This is a genomic window from Streptomyces sp. NPDC050085 (genome assembly GCF_044460595.1).
Lineage (GTDB): Bacteria > Actinomycetota > Actinomycetes > Streptomycetales > Streptomycetaceae > Streptomyces.
The window spans coordinates 1-15,486 of the sequence record NZ_JBITJZ010000018.1 but is presented as its reverse complement, the minus strand read 5'-3'; the positions used below and the strand labels follow the sequence as shown (position 1 = coordinate 15,486).

Annotated in this window: 12 protein-coding genes and 1 pseudogene; 4 read left to right on the top strand and 9 right to left on the bottom strand. The window is 71.0% G+C overall.

Translation table 11 applies throughout. From position 1 onward, the window contains the following. Nucleotides 1-113 precede the first annotated feature (113 nt). A complete protein-coding gene (locus ACIBUY_RS37880) occupies nt 114-2,201 on the top strand; it encodes an MDR family MFS transporter (RefSeq protein WP_365578057.1) in 2,088 nt (695 codons plus the stop codon). Between the two features lie 21 nt (nt 2,202-2,222). On the opposite strand, the gene ACIBUY_RS37875 is transcribed toward ACIBUY_RS37880, so the two are convergent. From ACIBUY_RS37875 to ACIBUY_RS37845, 7 genes are all read right to left on the bottom strand, one after another. Beyond that, nucleotides 2,223-2,987 carry a sulfite exporter TauE/SafE family protein gene (locus ACIBUY_RS37875; protein ID WP_399155058.1) on the bottom strand — a complete coding sequence of 255 codons (765 nt, stop codon included), beginning with the start codon at nt 2,985-2,987 and terminating at the stop codon, nt 2,223-2,225. Between the two features lie 109 nt (nt 2,988-3,096). Continuing rightward, the gene (locus ACIBUY_RS37870; RefSeq protein ID WP_399155057.1) at nt 3,097-3,819 is read right to left on the bottom strand and encodes a hypothetical protein; all 723 of its coding nucleotides are present in this window, start codon (nt 3,817-3,819) and stop codon (nt 3,097-3,099) included. Between the two features lie 160 nt (nt 3,820-3,979). Beyond that, nucleotides 3,980-5,494, bottom strand: a complete 1,515-nt coding sequence (locus tag ACIBUY_RS37865; RefSeq protein ID WP_399155056.1) for a long-chain fatty acid--CoA ligase — start codon at nt 5,492-5,494, stop codon at nt 3,980-3,982. A 72-nt stretch (nt 5,495-5,566) separates the two neighbouring features. Beyond that, entirely contained in the window at nt 5,567-6,325 is a 759-nt protein-coding gene (gene fabG / locus ACIBUY_RS37860) for a 3-oxoacyl-ACP reductase FabG (RefSeq protein WP_365578049.1), read from the bottom strand. Nucleotides 6,326-6,357: 32 nt separating this feature from the next. Beyond that, nucleotides 6,358-7,545, bottom strand: a complete 1,188-nt coding sequence (locus tag ACIBUY_RS37855) for a thiolase family protein (RefSeq protein ID WP_399155055.1) — start codon at nt 7,543-7,545, stop codon at nt 6,358-6,360. A 295-nt stretch (nt 7,546-7,840) separates the two neighbouring features. After that, the gene (locus ACIBUY_RS37850; RefSeq protein ID WP_365578045.1) at nt 7,841-8,485 is read right to left on the bottom strand and encodes a response regulator transcription factor; all 645 of its coding nucleotides are present in this window, start codon (nt 8,483-8,485) and stop codon (nt 7,841-7,843) included. Beyond that, nucleotides 8,476-10,230: a histidine kinase gene (locus ACIBUY_RS37845; RefSeq protein WP_365578043.1), complete on the bottom strand. Its 1,755-nt coding sequence runs from the start codon at nt 10,228-10,230 to the stop codon at nt 8,476-8,478. Before ACIBUY_RS37845 ends, ACIBUY_RS37850 begins: the two co-directional genes overlap by 10 nt. A 97-nt stretch (nt 10,231-10,327) precedes the next feature. Here ACIBUY_RS37845 and ACIBUY_RS37840 point away from each other — a divergent pair, with 97 nt between their 5' ends. Then, entirely contained in the window at nt 10,328-13,327 is a 3,000-nt protein-coding gene (locus tag ACIBUY_RS37840) for a hypothetical protein (protein ID WP_365578041.1), read from the top strand. Here ACIBUY_RS37840 and ACIBUY_RS37835 read toward each other — a convergent pair. Both ACIBUY_RS37835 and ACIBUY_RS37830 read right to left on the bottom strand, forming a co-directional pair. Further along, nucleotides 13,287-13,703: pseudogene (locus ACIBUY_RS37835) on the bottom strand (ABC transporter ATP-binding protein); the annotation flags it as partial. The gene ACIBUY_RS37840 and the pseudogene ACIBUY_RS37835 sit on opposite strands and share 41 nt — an antisense overlap. Beyond that, nucleotides 13,673-13,840: a hypothetical protein gene (locus ACIBUY_RS37830; protein WP_365578133.1), complete on the bottom strand. Its 168-nt coding sequence runs from the start codon at nt 13,838-13,840 to the stop codon at nt 13,673-13,675. The pseudogene ACIBUY_RS37835 and the gene ACIBUY_RS37830, both read right to left, overlap by 31 nt. 145 nt (nt 13,841-13,985) lie before the next feature. Here ACIBUY_RS37830 and ACIBUY_RS37825 point away from each other — a divergent pair, with 145 nt between their 5' ends. Then, entirely contained in the window at nt 13,986-14,162 is a 177-nt protein-coding gene (locus ACIBUY_RS37825; protein ID WP_399155054.1) for a hypothetical protein, read from the top strand. A gap of 232 nt (nt 14,163-14,394) precedes the next feature. Beyond that, nucleotides 14,395-14,919, top strand: coding sequence for a hypothetical protein (locus tag ACIBUY_RS37820; RefSeq protein WP_365578037.1), 525 nt, complete (start codon nt 14,395-14,397; stop codon nt 14,917-14,919). Nucleotides 14,920-15,486: the final 567 nt, after the last annotated feature.

Sequence of the window (15,486 nt, the reverse complement as noted above, 5' to 3'; positions counted from 1 at the left end):
GCCACGACGGGACAAGAACCCGCGCACCGGCTTACACCCGCACGGCGCCAGGGCGTCACTGATCCGGCCCTCACCCACATGCGCACCCCCGGCCTCGATGTGACCCTGCGAGAGTGACAGCCACCGACACCGCCCCGCCCGCCGCACAGGCGCCCGCATCGCCCCCCGTGCTGGACAAGCGACGCCGCAACGTCGTCTTCGTCACGATCATGCTGGGCATGCTGCTCGCCGCCCTCGACCAGACGATCGTCGGCACGGCCCTGCCGACGATCGTCTCGGACCTCGGCGGCGCGGCGCACATGTCGTGGGTGGTGACGGCGTACCTGCTGGCGGAGACGGTCGCCACGGTGCTCGTCGGCAAGTTCGGCGACCTGTTCGGGCGCAAGGTCGTCTTCCAGGTCTCGGCGATCGTCTTCATCACCGGTTCGTTCCTGTGCGGCCTCGCGGGCAACATGACGCTGCTGATCGCCTGGCGCGCGATGCAGGGCATCGGCGCGGGCGGTCTGATGGTGACGGCGATGGCGCTCATCGCGGACGTCATCCCGCTGCGTGAGCGCGGCAAGTACCAGGGCGCGATCGGCGCCGTGTTCGGTGTGGCGACGGTCATCGGGCCGCTGCTCGGCGGCCTGTTCACGGACCACCTGACCTGGCGCTGGGCGTTCTACGTCAACGTACCGATCGCGATCGTCGTGGTGATCGCCGCCGCCCGCACCATCCCGGTGGTGAAGTCGGCGTCGCGGCCGGTGATCGACTACTTGGGCATCGCCCTCGTCGCGATCGGCGCGAGCGCGCTGATCCTGGCGACCAGTTGGGGCGGCAACGAGTACGCGTGGGGCTCCGCCACCATCATCGGCCTGTTCGCGGGCGGCGTCGTCGCGCTCGGCCTGTTCTGCTGGGTGGAGACGCGCGCGGCCGAACCGATGCTGCCCATGCGGCTGTTCGCCAACCCCGTCTTCACGGTCTGCTCGATCCTCAGCTTCATCGTGGGCTTCGCGATGCTCGGCGCGATGACGTTCCTGCCGACGTATCTGCAGTACGTCGACGGGGACTCGGCCACGATCTCCGGTGTGCGCACGCTGCCGATGGTGATCGGTCTGCTGATCGCGTCGATCTTCTCCGGCAACGTGGTCAGCAAGACCGGCAAGTACCGCATCTTCCCGATCATCGGCTCCCTGATCATGGCGCTCGGCCTGTACCTCCTGTCGCTGATGGGGACGTCGTCGGGTGCCTGGCTCGAGTCGCTGTACATGTTCGTGCTCGGTGTCGGCATCGGTCTGTGCATGCAGGTGCTGACGATCGCCGTGCAGAACACCGTCGAGTACGCGGACCTGGGCACGGCCACGTCGGGCGTCACGTTCTTCCGTACGCTCGGCAGCTCCTTCGGGACGGCCGTGTTCGGCACGATCTACGCCAATACCCTCAAGCCGAATCTGACGGACGGCGTCGAGGCGGCGGCGCGGGCCGGTACGGGAGTCGACCCGGCGGCGCTCGCGAAGGCGGCACAGAGCCCCGAAGCACTCAACGCGCTGCCCGCCGCGGCCCGGGAGCCGATCGCGCAGGCGTACGCCGACACGCTGCACACCGTGTTCCTGTGGACGGTGCCGGTGGCGGCGATCGGGTTCCTGGTGGCGCTGTTCCTCAAGCAGGTGCAGCTGCGCGACAGTGCCCGGATGGGGTCGTCGGACATGGGCGAGGGCTTCGCCCAGCCGACGACCGGCGATCCGGCACATCTGCTGGAGCGGGCGGTCGGCAAGCTCGTGAAGCAGACGGACCTGGACACCGCGCGGCGCATCCTCGACGCGTCCGACTCCCGGCTCGACATCGCGGGCGCCTGGGCCGTGATGCAGGTGGAGTTCTTCACGCGGATGGTCGGGCACGCCAGCCTCGGCATGATCGCGGCGCGGCGCAGGATCCCGCCGGAGGTCCTGGTGCCGGTGTTCCAGCGGATGGTCGACGAGGGCTATCTGTCGCGCACGGGCTCGTACTTCTCGCACACGGAGGCGGGCAGGCGGGAGGCCGGCGTCCTCAACCACGCGTGGGGCGACTGGCTGAGCAAGCGGGTCGAGGAGGACCTGGGCCGGCCGCCGGGCAAGGAGCTGCGGGCGGCGGTCGACTCGATCGCGAAGCGGCTGCTGGCGGAGGACCTGGCGCAGGGCCTGCCGTCGCAGCCCGGCTCCGACCGCACGCTCAGTCCTACGTAGTCTTTCGTAGCCCTTCGTAAGTCAGCGCAACAGGAGTTGGAGTCCGCCGAGGACCGTGGCCGCGATGACCAGTTGCTCGAAGAGACGCTGGTTGATCCGGCTCACAGCCCACTTGCCGATGAACGCTCCGGGCACGACGAACGCGACGAGCGCGGCGTCGAGCAGCAGCGACTGGCCGTCGATGAGTCCGAGGCCCACGCTGAACGGCACCTTCGCGGAGTTCACGATGAGGAAGAACCATGCGGAGGTGCCGAGGAAGCCCAGCTTCCGGAAACCGGCGGACAGCAGGTACATCGACATCACGGGACCGCCCGCGTTCGCGACCATGGTGGTGAAGCCGCCGAGCACTCCGTAGGAGCCCGCTTTCACGCGGGCCGCGCGGGTCGCCGACTCCTCCACCTCCGGGGCCTCGGCCTTGCGCCGGCGCCAGATCGTGACGGCGGCCATCAGGAGCAGGATCGCGCCGATGGAGGTGCGCACGGCCCCGTCACCGGCGAAGGCGAGGAAGACCGTGCCGAGCACCACTCCCCCGGCGACGGCCGGGAACAGCCGCCACAGGGTGGGCCAGTGGGCGTGCCGCCGGTAGGTGAGGACGGCGAGGACGTCGCCGCAGATGAGGATCGGCAGCAGCACGCCCGTGGACGCGCGGGCGGGCAGGATCGCCGCGAAGATGGCGAGGCTGACCGTATTGGCGCCGCTGACGGCGGTCTTGGAGAACCCCACCAGCACGGCCGCGGCGGCCAGAGCGGTGAACTCCCAGGGCGTGACTCCGAATATCTCGTGCATGGCGGGGGTCGATGGTAGACCCACCCACGAGCGTGACCAGCCCCTGGGGGTGGTCACGCTCGTGGGGTCACGCTCGCCGGGTCACTCTTGCCGGGTCAAGTGCGGTGGGTCACTTGTGTGCGGTGACGGCGCCGGTGTGCAGGTTCAGCGTGTAGGTGTAGCCGTGGGCGCGGGCCGTGGGGTGGGCGTTGTCGAGGTGCGCGATGCGGACCCCGTCCAGCGTGATCCAGGCCTGCCACTTGCCGGAGCCCAGCTGGGTGATGTGTGCGACGGCTCCGCCGGGCAGCTTCACGTCCCGGGTCGCCGCAGCCGCCCGGTGGGCGGAGTGCCCGGTGCTCGTGCGCTGGTGCTCCTGGCGTACGGGGCTCTGCCCGCGCTGTCCGTGCTGCCCACGCTCCCCGTGCTGCCCGTGGTGGACCGGGCCACCGTGCTGGTGCTGGTGCACGTCGGGGCGGGCGACGTCGGACTCGCTGTGCCAGCCCGAGGGCTCCTGCACGCCGACGAAGCCGTTGGCCTGGTTGAGCTCGTAGGTGTAGCCGTGCACGCGGCTGCTGGCGTGCTGGGAGTCGAGGCTGGCGACGCTGTGCCCGTTCCGGGTGATCTTCGCCTGCCACTTGCCGCCGCCGAGGTCGGTGACGTGCGCGACGCTGCCGTCGCTGAGGTGGATGTCCTGGCTGCCCCCGCCGTTCGACGCGGCGGCGCTGTCGGCGGCCGGCTGGGGTGCCACGTCGTTCGGCGTGGCGGCGCCTGCGGTGGAGGCCAGGGCGGTGACGGCTCCGATGCCGAGGGCCGCCGAGACCAGGGTGGTGCGGATGACTCGCGAGTTCGACATGTGAACGACCTTTCCGCGAACTGCTTCGAGTAGGTACATGTCGAACGTAGGCCTCAAAAACATAGGAATGAGCGACAAAACGTAACAACCAACCGTCGAAGCAAAGGCTCCGGGTAAAGGAAGCCCCATGTTCAAAGGCCTGCTTGGACGTGCTGAAAGCTCATCCGGTGTACGTCGCCCGCAGCTCGCGCTTGAGGATCTTCATGCTGGGGCCGAGCGGCAGTTGGTCGGTGAACTCGATGCGGCGCGGGTACTTGTGCTTGCCGAGGTGCTCCTTGGCCCAGGCGGTGAGTCCGGCCGCGTCCAGGTCGTGGCCCGGCTTGGGCACGATGACCGCGCACACCTCCTCGCCGTGCACGTCGTCGGGCAGGCCGATGACGGCGGCGTGGCCGATGCCGGGGTGCCGCATCAGGACCTCCTCGACCTCCCGCGGGTACACGTTGTAGCCGCCGCGGATGATGATGTCCTTCTTGCGGTCGACGATGCGCAGATAGCCGTCCTCGTCCTTGGTGCCGAGGTCGCCGGTGCGGAACCAGCCGTCGACCAGGGCCTCCGCGGTGGCCTCGGGGCGGCCGGCGTAGCCGGTGAAGACGCAGTGGCCGCGCACGACGACCTCGCCGAGTTCGCCGTCGGGGAGCAGTTCGACGCGGTCCTCGACCTCGGCGCGGGCGATCTCCACGTCGACGCCCCACAGGGGCTGGCCGATGGTGCCGGGGCGGGCGCCGAACACCGGCTGGTTGGCGGCGGCCGCCGGGGAGGTCTCGGACAGGCCGTAGCCCTCGTAGAGGGTGGCGCCGTAGGCCTGCTGGAAGCCTTCGAGGACGGCGACGGGCAGCGAGGCGCCGCCCGAGATGCAGATCTTCAACTGCGGGAGTTTCTCCGCCTGTTGGGCCGCCGCGAGCAGGTTCACGTACATCGTCGGCACGCCGTGGAACGTGTTGACGTTCTCGGCGACCATCAGGTCGATCGCGCGCGCCGCGTCGAAGCGGGGCAGCAGGACGAGGGTGGCGCCCGCGCGCCAGGTGGCGTTCAGGGAAACCGTCTGGCCGAACGCGTGGAACAGGGGCAGGGCGCCGAGGGCGATGTCGTCGACGTGCACGTCGTTGGCGTCGAAGGCGCTGACCGTCGCGTTCATCACCAGGTTGAAGTGGCTGAGCTCGGCGCCCTTGGGGACGCCGGTGGTGCCGCTGGTGTAGAAGATGACGGCCGGGTCGTCGGCCTCGCGGGTGACGTACGACGCCAACGGCTCGGCCGCTGCGGTGAGTTGCTCCAGTTCGCCGCCCGCCCCGAGCACCAGCATGCGTACGCCGGTGGCCTCGGCGGCGGCCGCGCCGACCGCCGCCTGTGCGGGGTGGCACAGCAGCAGCGTCGCGCCGCTGTCCTTCAGCACGTGTTGCACTTCCTCCGCCGACAGCAGCAGGTGCACGGGGACCACGACGGCGCCCGCCGCGAGCGCCGCATAGTACGCGCGCGGGAACTCGGCCGTGTTGGGCGCCAGCAAAGCGACCTTGTCCCCCGGGCGGATGCCGAGGCCGGTCAGGGCCGCGGCCTGCTTGCGGGCCTGGAGCCACAACTCCCGGAAGGTGAGGCGCAGTTCACCCTCGACGAGGCCGACCTTGTCGGGGCGGCGGCGGGCGGACTCGGCGAGGATCGCGGCGAGGGACAGGGTTGCCATGGGGGTGGTGCTCCGTTCCGTACTACTGACTGCTGGTGCGGCTCTGGACCAGGTCGTGAGCCCTGAACTGGCTCAGCGGGCGCCGCCGTTGACGTACAGCGTCTGGCCGCTGACGTACGAGGCGTCGTCGCTCGCGAGGAACGCGACGACCGACGCGACGTCCTCGGGCTGCCCGACGCGGCCGAGCGGGGTCCGCTCGGCCGCGAGCTTCTGGTGCTCGTCGGCGCTGGAGCCGACGCGCTCGGCGGTGGCGGCGGTCATGGCGGTGGCGATGTAACCGGGCGCCACGGCATTGACGTTGATGTTGAAGCGGCCCAGCTCGATGGCGAGGGTCGCGGTGAAGCCCTGGATGCCGGCCTTGGCGGCGGCGTAGTTGGCCTGCCCGCGGTTGCCGAGGGCGGAGCGGGACGACAGCGAGACGATCTTCCCGTACTGCTGCCGGGACATGTACTTCTGCGCGGCCTGCGAGCAGGCGTAGACGGAGTTCAGATTGACGTTGATGACCGCGTCCCAGTCCGGCTTCGGCATCTTGAAGAACATGCCGTCGCGCGTGATGCCCGCGTTGTTGACGAGGATGTGCAGGGCGCCCAGTTCCTCGTTGATCCGCGCGAACGTCGCCTCGACGGCCTCCTGATCGGTGACGTCGCAGCCGTAGGCGCGGGCGGTGCCGCCCTTCGCCTCGATCGCGTCGACGGTGACCTGCGCGCGCTCGGCGGTGAGGTCGACGACGGCGACGGCCGCGCCCTCGTCGGCGAGGCGCTGCGCGGTGGCGGCGCCGATGCCCTGGGCGGCTCCGGTGACGACGGCGACGCGGCCGGTGAACCTGTTCATGTGCTCGTGACTTCCTTGCGTTCTACGGGAGTTCAGCCGCGCTCGACGAGGACGGCGCTGCCCTGGCCGACGCCGACGCACATGGTGGCGAGGCCGCGGGCGGCACCGGTGCGGCGCAGGCGGTGCAGCAGGGTGGTGAGGATGCGGGCGCCGGAGCAGCCGAGGGGGTGGCCGAGGGCGATGGCGCCACCGGTGGGGTTGACGAGCTCGGGGTCGATGCCGAGGGCGTCGACGCAGGCGAGGGCCTGCGCGGCGAACGCCTCGTTGAACTCGGCCTCTTCGAGGTCGGCGACGCTCCAGCCGACGCGGGCCAGCGCCTTCTGCGTGGCCGGGACCGGGCCGATGCCCATGACGTCGGGGTGGACGCCGGCCGAGGCCCCGGCGACGTAGCGGCCGAGCGATTCGAGGCCCAGGTCGTGCAGGGCCTCTTCGGAGACGAGGAGCAGGCCCGCGGCACCGTCGTTCATCGGCGACGCGTTGCCCGCGGTGACCGAACCGCCCTTGCGGAACACGGGCTTGAGGCCGCCGAGCTTGTCCAGGGAGGTGTCGGGGCGGATGCATTCGTCGGCGTCGACGACGACGCCGTCGGGCCGGGTGACCGGGAGGATCTCGGCGTCGAAGAGGCCGTCCTTGCGGGCGGCGGCCGCGCGCTGGTGACTGCGCAGGGCGAAGGCGTCCTGCCGCTCGCGCGGGACGCCGTACCGGTCGGCGACCTCCTCGGCGGTCTCCCCCATCGCGAGGACGCCGTGCAGGTCCTTCATCTTCGGGTTCGTCAGCCGCCAGCCGAGCCTCGTGTCGTACGTCTCCATCTTGTGCGGCAGCGCCTCGTCGGGGCGGGGCAGCACGAACGGGGCGCGGCTCATGGACTCGGAACCGCCCGCGAGCACGACGTCGGCCTCGCCCGCGGCGATGGTGCGGGCCGCGGTGGTGACGGCCTCGAGGCCGGAGGCGCACAGCCGGTTCACGGTCGCGCCGGGCACCGACTCGGGCAGGCCCGCGAGCAGGGCGGCCATGCGGGCGACGTTGCGGTTGTCCTCGCCGGCCTGGTTCGCGGCGCCCCAGTAGATGTCGTCGACGCGCGCCGGGTCGAGCCCGGGCACGTCGGCGAGCAGGCCCCGCATCACGGTCGCGGCGAGGTCGTCGGGGCGTACGGAGGAGAGGGATCCGCGCAGCTTCCCGATCGGGGTGCGGCGGGCGGCGGCGAAGTGAACGGGACGCACGGTCGGCTCCTGGGGCTACGGCAAAATTAGCAGTGCTAGTTTTGGACTATAGACCCGCACTTCGGCGCCTGGGAAGAGGCTCCGGGTGATCAAAAGGGGGCATGCCGTGATCAAAGAGGTGGACGGGATTCCACATCTCAGGGCTGACCCTGATGTCCGCCTCCCCCGCCCCGCCTACTGTGGAGGTCCGGCACCGCTCCGCGGACGACGTACGGGGGACCACGGGGGAAAACGGGGGACGACGTCGTCTCCGGAGCGGACAGCCGGGACCTCTTGGGGGGATGGGCGCGACGGTTCAGCCGCGCAGATACGTGAGCACGGCCATCACCCGCCGGTGCTCGAGCAGGTCGGGTTCCAGACGCAACTTCGTGAAGATGTTCCGCACGTGCGTCTCGACCGTCTTGCCGCCGATGACCAGCTTCTGCGCGATGGCCTCGTTCGAGCGGCCCTCCGCCATCAGCGCGAGCACGTCGCGTTCGCGCCCCGTCAGTTCGTCGAGCGGGCCCGGCGGTCGCGGCGCGTCCATCAGCTTCGCGACGACCAGCGGATCGAGCACGGTCTCGCCGGAGGCCACGCGCTTCAGGGCGCTGCGCAGCTCGTCGATGTCGGCGACGCGTTCCTTCAGCAGATAGCCGAAGCCCTCGGGACGCTCGGCCAGCGTCTGCACCGTGGACGTCGTCTCCACGTACTGGGACAGCAGCAGGACGGCGGTACCGGGGTGGGCGTCACGGATGGCTGCCGCCGCGACGAGCCCCTCGTCGGTGTGGGTGGGCGGCATCCGGATGTCGAGCAGCACGGCGTCCGGCAGGTGCTCGGCGACGAGCCCGAGCAACGGCACGGTGTCCCCGCACTCGGCGACCACCTCGATCCCTTCGTCGGTGAGGAGGCGCACGATCCCCTGTCGAAGGAGTGCCGAGTCCTCGGCCACGATCACCCGCACGGAAGCTCCGCCCTGATCCTGGTCCCGCCACCGGCGGGACTGTGTATGTGCAGTACGCCGTCGACGGCGGCGAGCCGGTCGGCGAGGCCGCGCAGGCCCGAGCCGCGCGCGGTGTCGGCGCCGCCGATGCCGTCGTCGACGGTCTCGATGACGAGCCGGCCGTCCTGGTGCCGGGCCGAGACGCTGACAGCTCGGGCCCTGGCGTGCTTGGCCGCGTTGGTGAGGGCCTCGCAGACAGTGAAGTAGGCGGTGGTCTCGACGAGCGGGTCGTAGCGCCGGGGTTCGGCCGCGACGACGACGGGCATCGCGGCTTCCTTGGCGAGCGCGGTGAGCGCGGGCGCCAGACCTTCCCGGGTGAGAACGGCCGGGTGGATGCCCTGGGCGATACCGCGCAGCTCCTCGATGGCGAGCCGCAGGCTCGACTCGGCCTCGTCGGCGGCGCCGCGCAGCGCCTGGTCCGGATGGTCGGCGAGGCCGCGCTGGACCCGGCGCACGGACATCAGCGCGAAGACGAGGCGGGCCTGCGCCCCGTCGTGCAGGTCCCGCTCCAGGCGTCCGCGTTCGGCGTCGGCGGCCTGCACGATGCGGGTGGCGACGTCCTTGGCGCGGGTGCGCAGCCAGACGTTCTCCAGGGCGAGGCGCAGCGCTGCGGCGACGGATTCGAGGAGTTCGGGGTCGTCGAGCAGGGCCGGGTCGTGGTGCAGCAGGGCGAGCGGACGACCGTCGGAGGCACCGACCGGGGTGCGCCCGGCCCCCTCGGGGCTGACCTCACGGCCCGACCCGTCCACGTACGCGCCGCGCTCCTCGCGCCACAGGCCGAGCCGCAGCGTCGGGTCGCCGAGGACGCGCACCAGGGCTTCGCGGACCCGGGCCGGGTCCGGGTCGGTGCCCACGTCGATGACGAGTTCGCTGACCTCGGCCCGCTGCAGGTGCATGCGCAGCAGTCCGCCGAGGAACGCGAAGGGGACGGCGACCTGCGCCAGGTCGGACATCAGGTACACGGCCTGTTCGGCGAGCGAACCGACCTCGCCGAACCAGGGCACGACGTAGAACAGCATGTCCCACATCAGGAACACGACGGCGACGGCGATGCCGAACCAGGCGGGCACCAGGGCGCGCCTGCGGGCGGCGGACGCGTGCCGCCAGCGCTGGATCAAAGCGACCGTCGCCACGGCGGAGATCAGCCAGCCCGCCGCGTGGTACACGGCGTCGAAGGGCTCGAACAGCCCGTGCCAGGCCGGTACGGAGAAGAGGTTGGGGCCGCAGTCGCGGCAGTCCAGGTAGGTGGCGCCGGTGTCGGTCGCCGGGTCGAACAGAAGGGTGCGCAGCAGACCGCCGACGGCGACGAGTGCGTACGCGATCTGCACGAGGCGGCGGGTGAGGACCGTGGTGAGCCGGCCCTCGGGGAAGGAGAGGACGAGGTGCAGGAGCACCGCCATGTTCAGCGCTTCCCACCAGGCGCCGAAGGTGAACAGGGCCGGGACCGTGGTGCCCTGGAGGTTTCCGAAGAACCAGGTGATGCCCTCGGCCACCATGAGCCGGCCGGTGTGGTTGGCCGGCCTGCGCCGCCAGGCCATGAGGCCGGCGACGACGTACGCCCAGCCCACGGCGAGGTCGCGCACCAGGTCGGACGCGGACGCGCCGACGCGTGCGTACGCCCAGGAACCCGCGGCTGAGGACACGACGGCGAGGGCCGCGGCCCCGGTCAGGCGCAGCCGAACCGCCCGCTTCCCCTGACTGTCCACCCGGCACACCGTAAGCCATTCGGGGGACGGGCGCGTAAATTGGGCGCACGCAAGGACACCTGACGGACGGGGGATTCGGGTGGGGTCGTCGAGGTTGTTGTCGTTCGCGGATGCGCTGGAACTGCTCGGTGTGGACTCGCCGCGGATCGCCGCGCTCGACCGCGCCCTGGGCGGGGCCTTGAACCTGGCGACCGGCGGCGCGAGCGGCACCGTCCTCGGCATGGTGTCCGGGCGCGCCCGCATCGTCGGGGCGGGCCGGGACGCGGTGCGCGGACTCGGGCAGCGGCTGCGGCACACGCGGCGACGGGCCGAGCGGACGGAGGTGCTGCGGGCGGCGCACACGGTCATCGTGGTCGTGGCGTGGTTCGAGGCGCTGGAGGAGGCGCTGGAGGAGGCGCGACTGCCGTTCGCCCTGGACGAGTTGGAGCTGAACCGGGACGAGCAGGTGCTGCTCGCGGGGCAGGCTTCCGGGGGCCCTGGGCACCCCGACGGCAGGTGGCAGTCGCTGCTCACCGTCGAAGCGCCCTTCCCCACGCCGGACATCCCGCCGGAGAACGTCCGCAGCCTCCTGTACCCCTACTACCTCGTCCTCGCGGACACCTTCGCCCGGTTCCTGGACGGACTCGCGCTCGTGGACAGGCTCTCCTCGAGGCAGCGCGCAGACGTCCGGGTGTCCCTGAACCGGCTGACCGAGACCGCGATCCTCCGGTACGACGCGCTCTACTCCGAACTCGTCCAACAGGCACCGGAGTTCCAGCTCTGGACGACGCGGATCGAGCACCAGGCCACCCGCACCCAGGTGCGGCACGCCCTGTCCGGCATCGACACGCTGCTCGCGCGGACCGCGCAGGCGCTGGCCCCGCCCGTCGACGTGGCCGCGGCCCTCGCCCGGGCCCACCTCGCCGCGCTCGGTCAGCCCGTCCTCGACTCCACGAGCGCACCGGACGGATTCCGGGTGCCCTCGCTGCAGGACATGTACCTGGACCCCGACTTCCGGGTCGCGGTACCCGGCAGCCAGGGCAATCCGGCGGACGAGTCCTGGTGGGAACGGGTCGATGTCCGCAGCGACCTGACGCACTACCTCGCCGGTGCGCTCACCAATCCGGCGCTCGCCGCGGCCCCGCTGCTCGTCCTCGGTCACCCGGGCGCCGGCAAGTCCGTGCTGACCCGGGTGCTCGCCGCGCGGCTGCCCGCCGCCGGGTTCCTGCCCGTGCGGGTCCCGCTGCGCGACGTCCGCGCCGAGGACGAACTGCAGGACCAAATCGAGCAGGCGGTGCGCGCCCTCACCGGTGAACGCACGACGTGGCCCGAGCTGGTCCGTTCGGCGGGCGGCGCCACGCCCGTGCTGCTCCTTGACGGCTTCGACGAGCTGCTCCAGACGACCGGCGTCCACCACACCGACTTCCTGGTCCGCGTCGCCCGCTTCCAGCAGCGCGAGGCCGAACAGGGCCGTCCCGTACTGGCGTTGGTGACCAGCAGGACCGCGGTGGCCGACCGGTCCCGGCACCCCGAGGGCATGGTCGCCCTGCGCCTCGAACCGTTCCGGGCGGAACAGATCCAGCGGTGGCTGGCGATCTGGAACGAGGCCAACGCCGCCGGCGGGCGCCCGCTCACCTGGGAAGCGGTCGTCCGTCACCGCGAACTGGCCGAGCAGCCCCTGCTGTTGACGATGCTCGCGCTGCACGACGCCACCGACGGGCGGCTGCACGGCGAGAGCGGAGAGCCGCTGGCCGTCACCCAGCTGTACGAGGAGCTCCTGTCGACGTTCGCGCGCCGCGAGGTGACCAAGACCGGCCGGGGCGCGGCCCCCGACCATGTCGTCGACGAGCGGGTGGAGCGGGAACTCCAGCGCCTGTCCCTCGTCGCCTTCGCCCTCCTCAATCGCGGCCGCCAGTGGGTGTCCGCGGACGAACTCGACGCGGACCTCGTGGCGTTGCTCGGCAAGCAGGTGTCCCAGGACACCGGGTTCCGCACCCCGCTGGACGCGGCGGAGGTCGCTCTCGGCCGGTTCTTCTTCGTCCAGCGGGCCCAGTCGATGCGGGACGGGCGCGTGCTGGCCACGTACGAGTTCCTGCACGCGACGTTCGGCGAGTACCTGACCGTCCGCCTCGCGCTGCGCCTGCTGGCCGATCTGCTGCCCGCGCGGCCCTCGGCGTTCTCGCTCGCCGAGGGTGTGATCGACGACGACCTGGCTTATGCGCTGCTGTCGTACGCGCCCCTGTCGTCCCGTCAGATGATGCGCTTCGCCGGGGAGTTGGCCCAGCGGATGCCGGCCGCGGAGCGCGAGCGGCTCGCCGCGCGGCTCGTGGAGGTGCTGCGCTCGCACGAGGTCCGCACGACCGACCGGTACGCGGCGTACCGCCCGGCGGCCCTGCGCACGGCGGCGCGGCACGGTCTGTACGGTGCGAACCTGGTGCTGCTGATCGTGGTCCTGCGCGGACGGACGTCCGCGGCCGAGCTGTTCCCCGAATCGGCGGACCCGGTCCACATCTGGCACCGGCACTGCATGCTGTGGCGTTCGTCGATGGACGAGGAGCAGTGGACGGACTTCGCCCTCAGCTTCACCCCACGGCGCGGCTGGGGCGAGGACGGCGGGCGCTCGCTCACGATCACCTTGCGCGAGGGGACGCTGCGGGCACCCCAACCGGTCGACGCCAACTGGCTGTTCGGCTATCCGCAGGGGCACGGGGGCGAGGTGTGGCAGCGGTCGTACTGGGACGAGGTGTGGCACAAGGCGGCGCTGGAGGGGTCGACGTCCGAATCGGTCCTGCGGCTCGCCCTGGAGCCGGTGATCGGAAACCTGGGGCCGGCCCTGACGACGTTCGTCCCCGTCGAGGGCGAGCGCGCCTCCTCCCTGGCGCACGACCTGCTGACGCTCCTGCTCTACGACACGACGGAGCTGACCGACGACAAACTGATCGCGCTGTACGAGCGGGTGGTGCGGGGACTCGTGCTGATGCCGCACGGCTGGCACAACTTCGGCCGGGTGGTGCAGGCGCTGCTCACCGCCCACGAGCGGGACAAGGACCGCCTCGGCGGGCGGGTCCGGGACATGCTCAGGAGTCGGTTCCCCGGGCAGGGTGACCGGCCTTCCTGAGCGGGTCCCGCGCCGCCCCGCTCCGGATGAGCGCGAACACCCGGCTCCGCAGCTCGGTGAAACGGGGGCCCGCGCGCGTCGTCAACTGGTTGCGTTCCGGGAAGAGTTCGACCCCGAGGTCCGCGCACACCACGGTCGGCGACGCGCTGAGCACCAGGACCCGCCGGCCCAGGTACACGGCCCCGCCGATGTCGTGCGTCACGAACAGGACGGTCATGCCGCATGCCGCCGGACAGCTCCCAGGGGTAGGCCCGTCCGGCCCCGGCGAGACCGACCGCCTCCTGCGCTCGACACGCGGCATCGACTTTCTTTGTCGCAGCGGCAGTTCGACGTTCTCGGCCACCCTCATCCAGGGGAACAGGCTGCGCCGGTGTTGACCGTTACGCCGAGGCAGCCGCTGACGACGATCAGCGCGTACATCTCGGGGGCCGCCCGGGACGTCTGGGCGACGGTGGCGGCCAGCCGGAGGCCGGTCATGACGTACGGCAGCGCGGTCCCGGCTTCAACCGACACCCCGGTTGGGGATGTTGGCCAGGTGAGGGCGCCAATACCAACGCCAACAACAAGCCCACGGTGGTCGTCCGAGAGGGGATCACGATCATCACTGCCCCGGCCGATCACCGCCGCGTCACCTTCCGCAAGCCCTGAGGGAGCAGCGATGCCGTTCGTCTACTCGTGCGCCGAGTGCCGGGCCCGGTCCGAGGAGTCGCACGACCACCGTGTCGACGCCGAGGACAGGCGCGACGAGCACCGTGCGCGCCGTCCTCGCGAACTGCTGGGGCCGCTGATGAACAGCTACTCGAACGGGCTCTTCAGCGTGAACGCCCACGCGTGAGGCCTGCCGCTTGTCGGGTCGGGGACCCATGTGAACCCCACGACTTCCCAGCCCTCTCGTCCCAACTCCCCGAGCTGCGCGTTGATCGCGTCGAGGTTCCTCTGAACTAGCACGAACTTGTGCTCCCACTTGGTCACAACCCACCTCCCGTAGCCCCCGGGGCGGCCGCCCGCCCGGCAGCTGGTCGGCCGCCCCGGTTCCCCCATCCCGATCACGAGACAGGAGCGCCGTCATGGCACTGCGCAAGTACATGCCCATCCGGGACCCCAAGGCCGCGAAGAAGGACAGCGGCCAGAGCACGGAGTACCGGGCATCGCAGGGCGGCGTTGACCGCGAGCCCACGTTGCCGCGGAGCGGGGATTCACGTAGCTCTCCTACCTACACACCAGTAGGTGTCTATCCGCCGCAGGACGTGCCGCGAACCAGCACACAGCATGACCTGCGGCATCTTCCGATCAACCTTCAACTTCCGGGACGCTTGAAGCACTTCGGACACAAACTTCGCGCCTCATCCGCGAAGTGCCAGAGCCCAGGGGGACCCATGCCCGCACGAGGGTCGACAGTCAAGGTCTACTGCTACCGATGCAAGAAGATCAAAAAGCAGGTGGTCATCTCCGCACGCAAGGCCTTCGAGCTCGACGATGGAAGCATTGCGGGGCAGCTCGGGGGCATGCTCATCGACGCGACGAAGACAGGCAAGCTCCTTGGCGCGGAATGGGTCCAGTGCCAGACGTGCCTCAAGGTCAACGACATGTAGCCACAGCAAGCCCCACCTGCGGTCACCATGGGCCCATAGAGCCCCAGCCGCTGCGCGCCGGGTAGCGCCCGGCACTGGCCCCGCCGCACACCCCCCCGGTGCGGCAGGGCCTCTGTGTTCAAAGCGCCCCCGCCTCAGCGACCAGTCGAAGATGCTGCCGAGGCCGTGCCTGAACCGCCGGCACCCGGCGGGACGTCATCCGGCCGACGACGATGCTGGTGGTTCTTCAACTGATCCGCGGTCAACGCTTGTCGGACAACGAGAGAGGCACGCAACTGCGGCCCTGACGCAGCGCGCTGCGTCATGCTCTTAACATCAACGCGAGTGGCGGGGACCGTGGCGAACTACAACGAGGTGCAGTCGGCAGCGGGAACGTAGAGCCCGCACCCCAAGGGGTCATAGCCGTTGCGTGGCAAGGTAGTTGACGACACTCACAGGCCACGCACGGTCGACACGGTCCCCGCCCGGGCCACTAGGGCGTGTCTTCAAACTCCCTCCCCCAGCCTTCGGCCGGGGGGACCCCCACGCCCGCAGGGCGGCCGCGCGGCGTCTGGTGCGTGCTCTGGG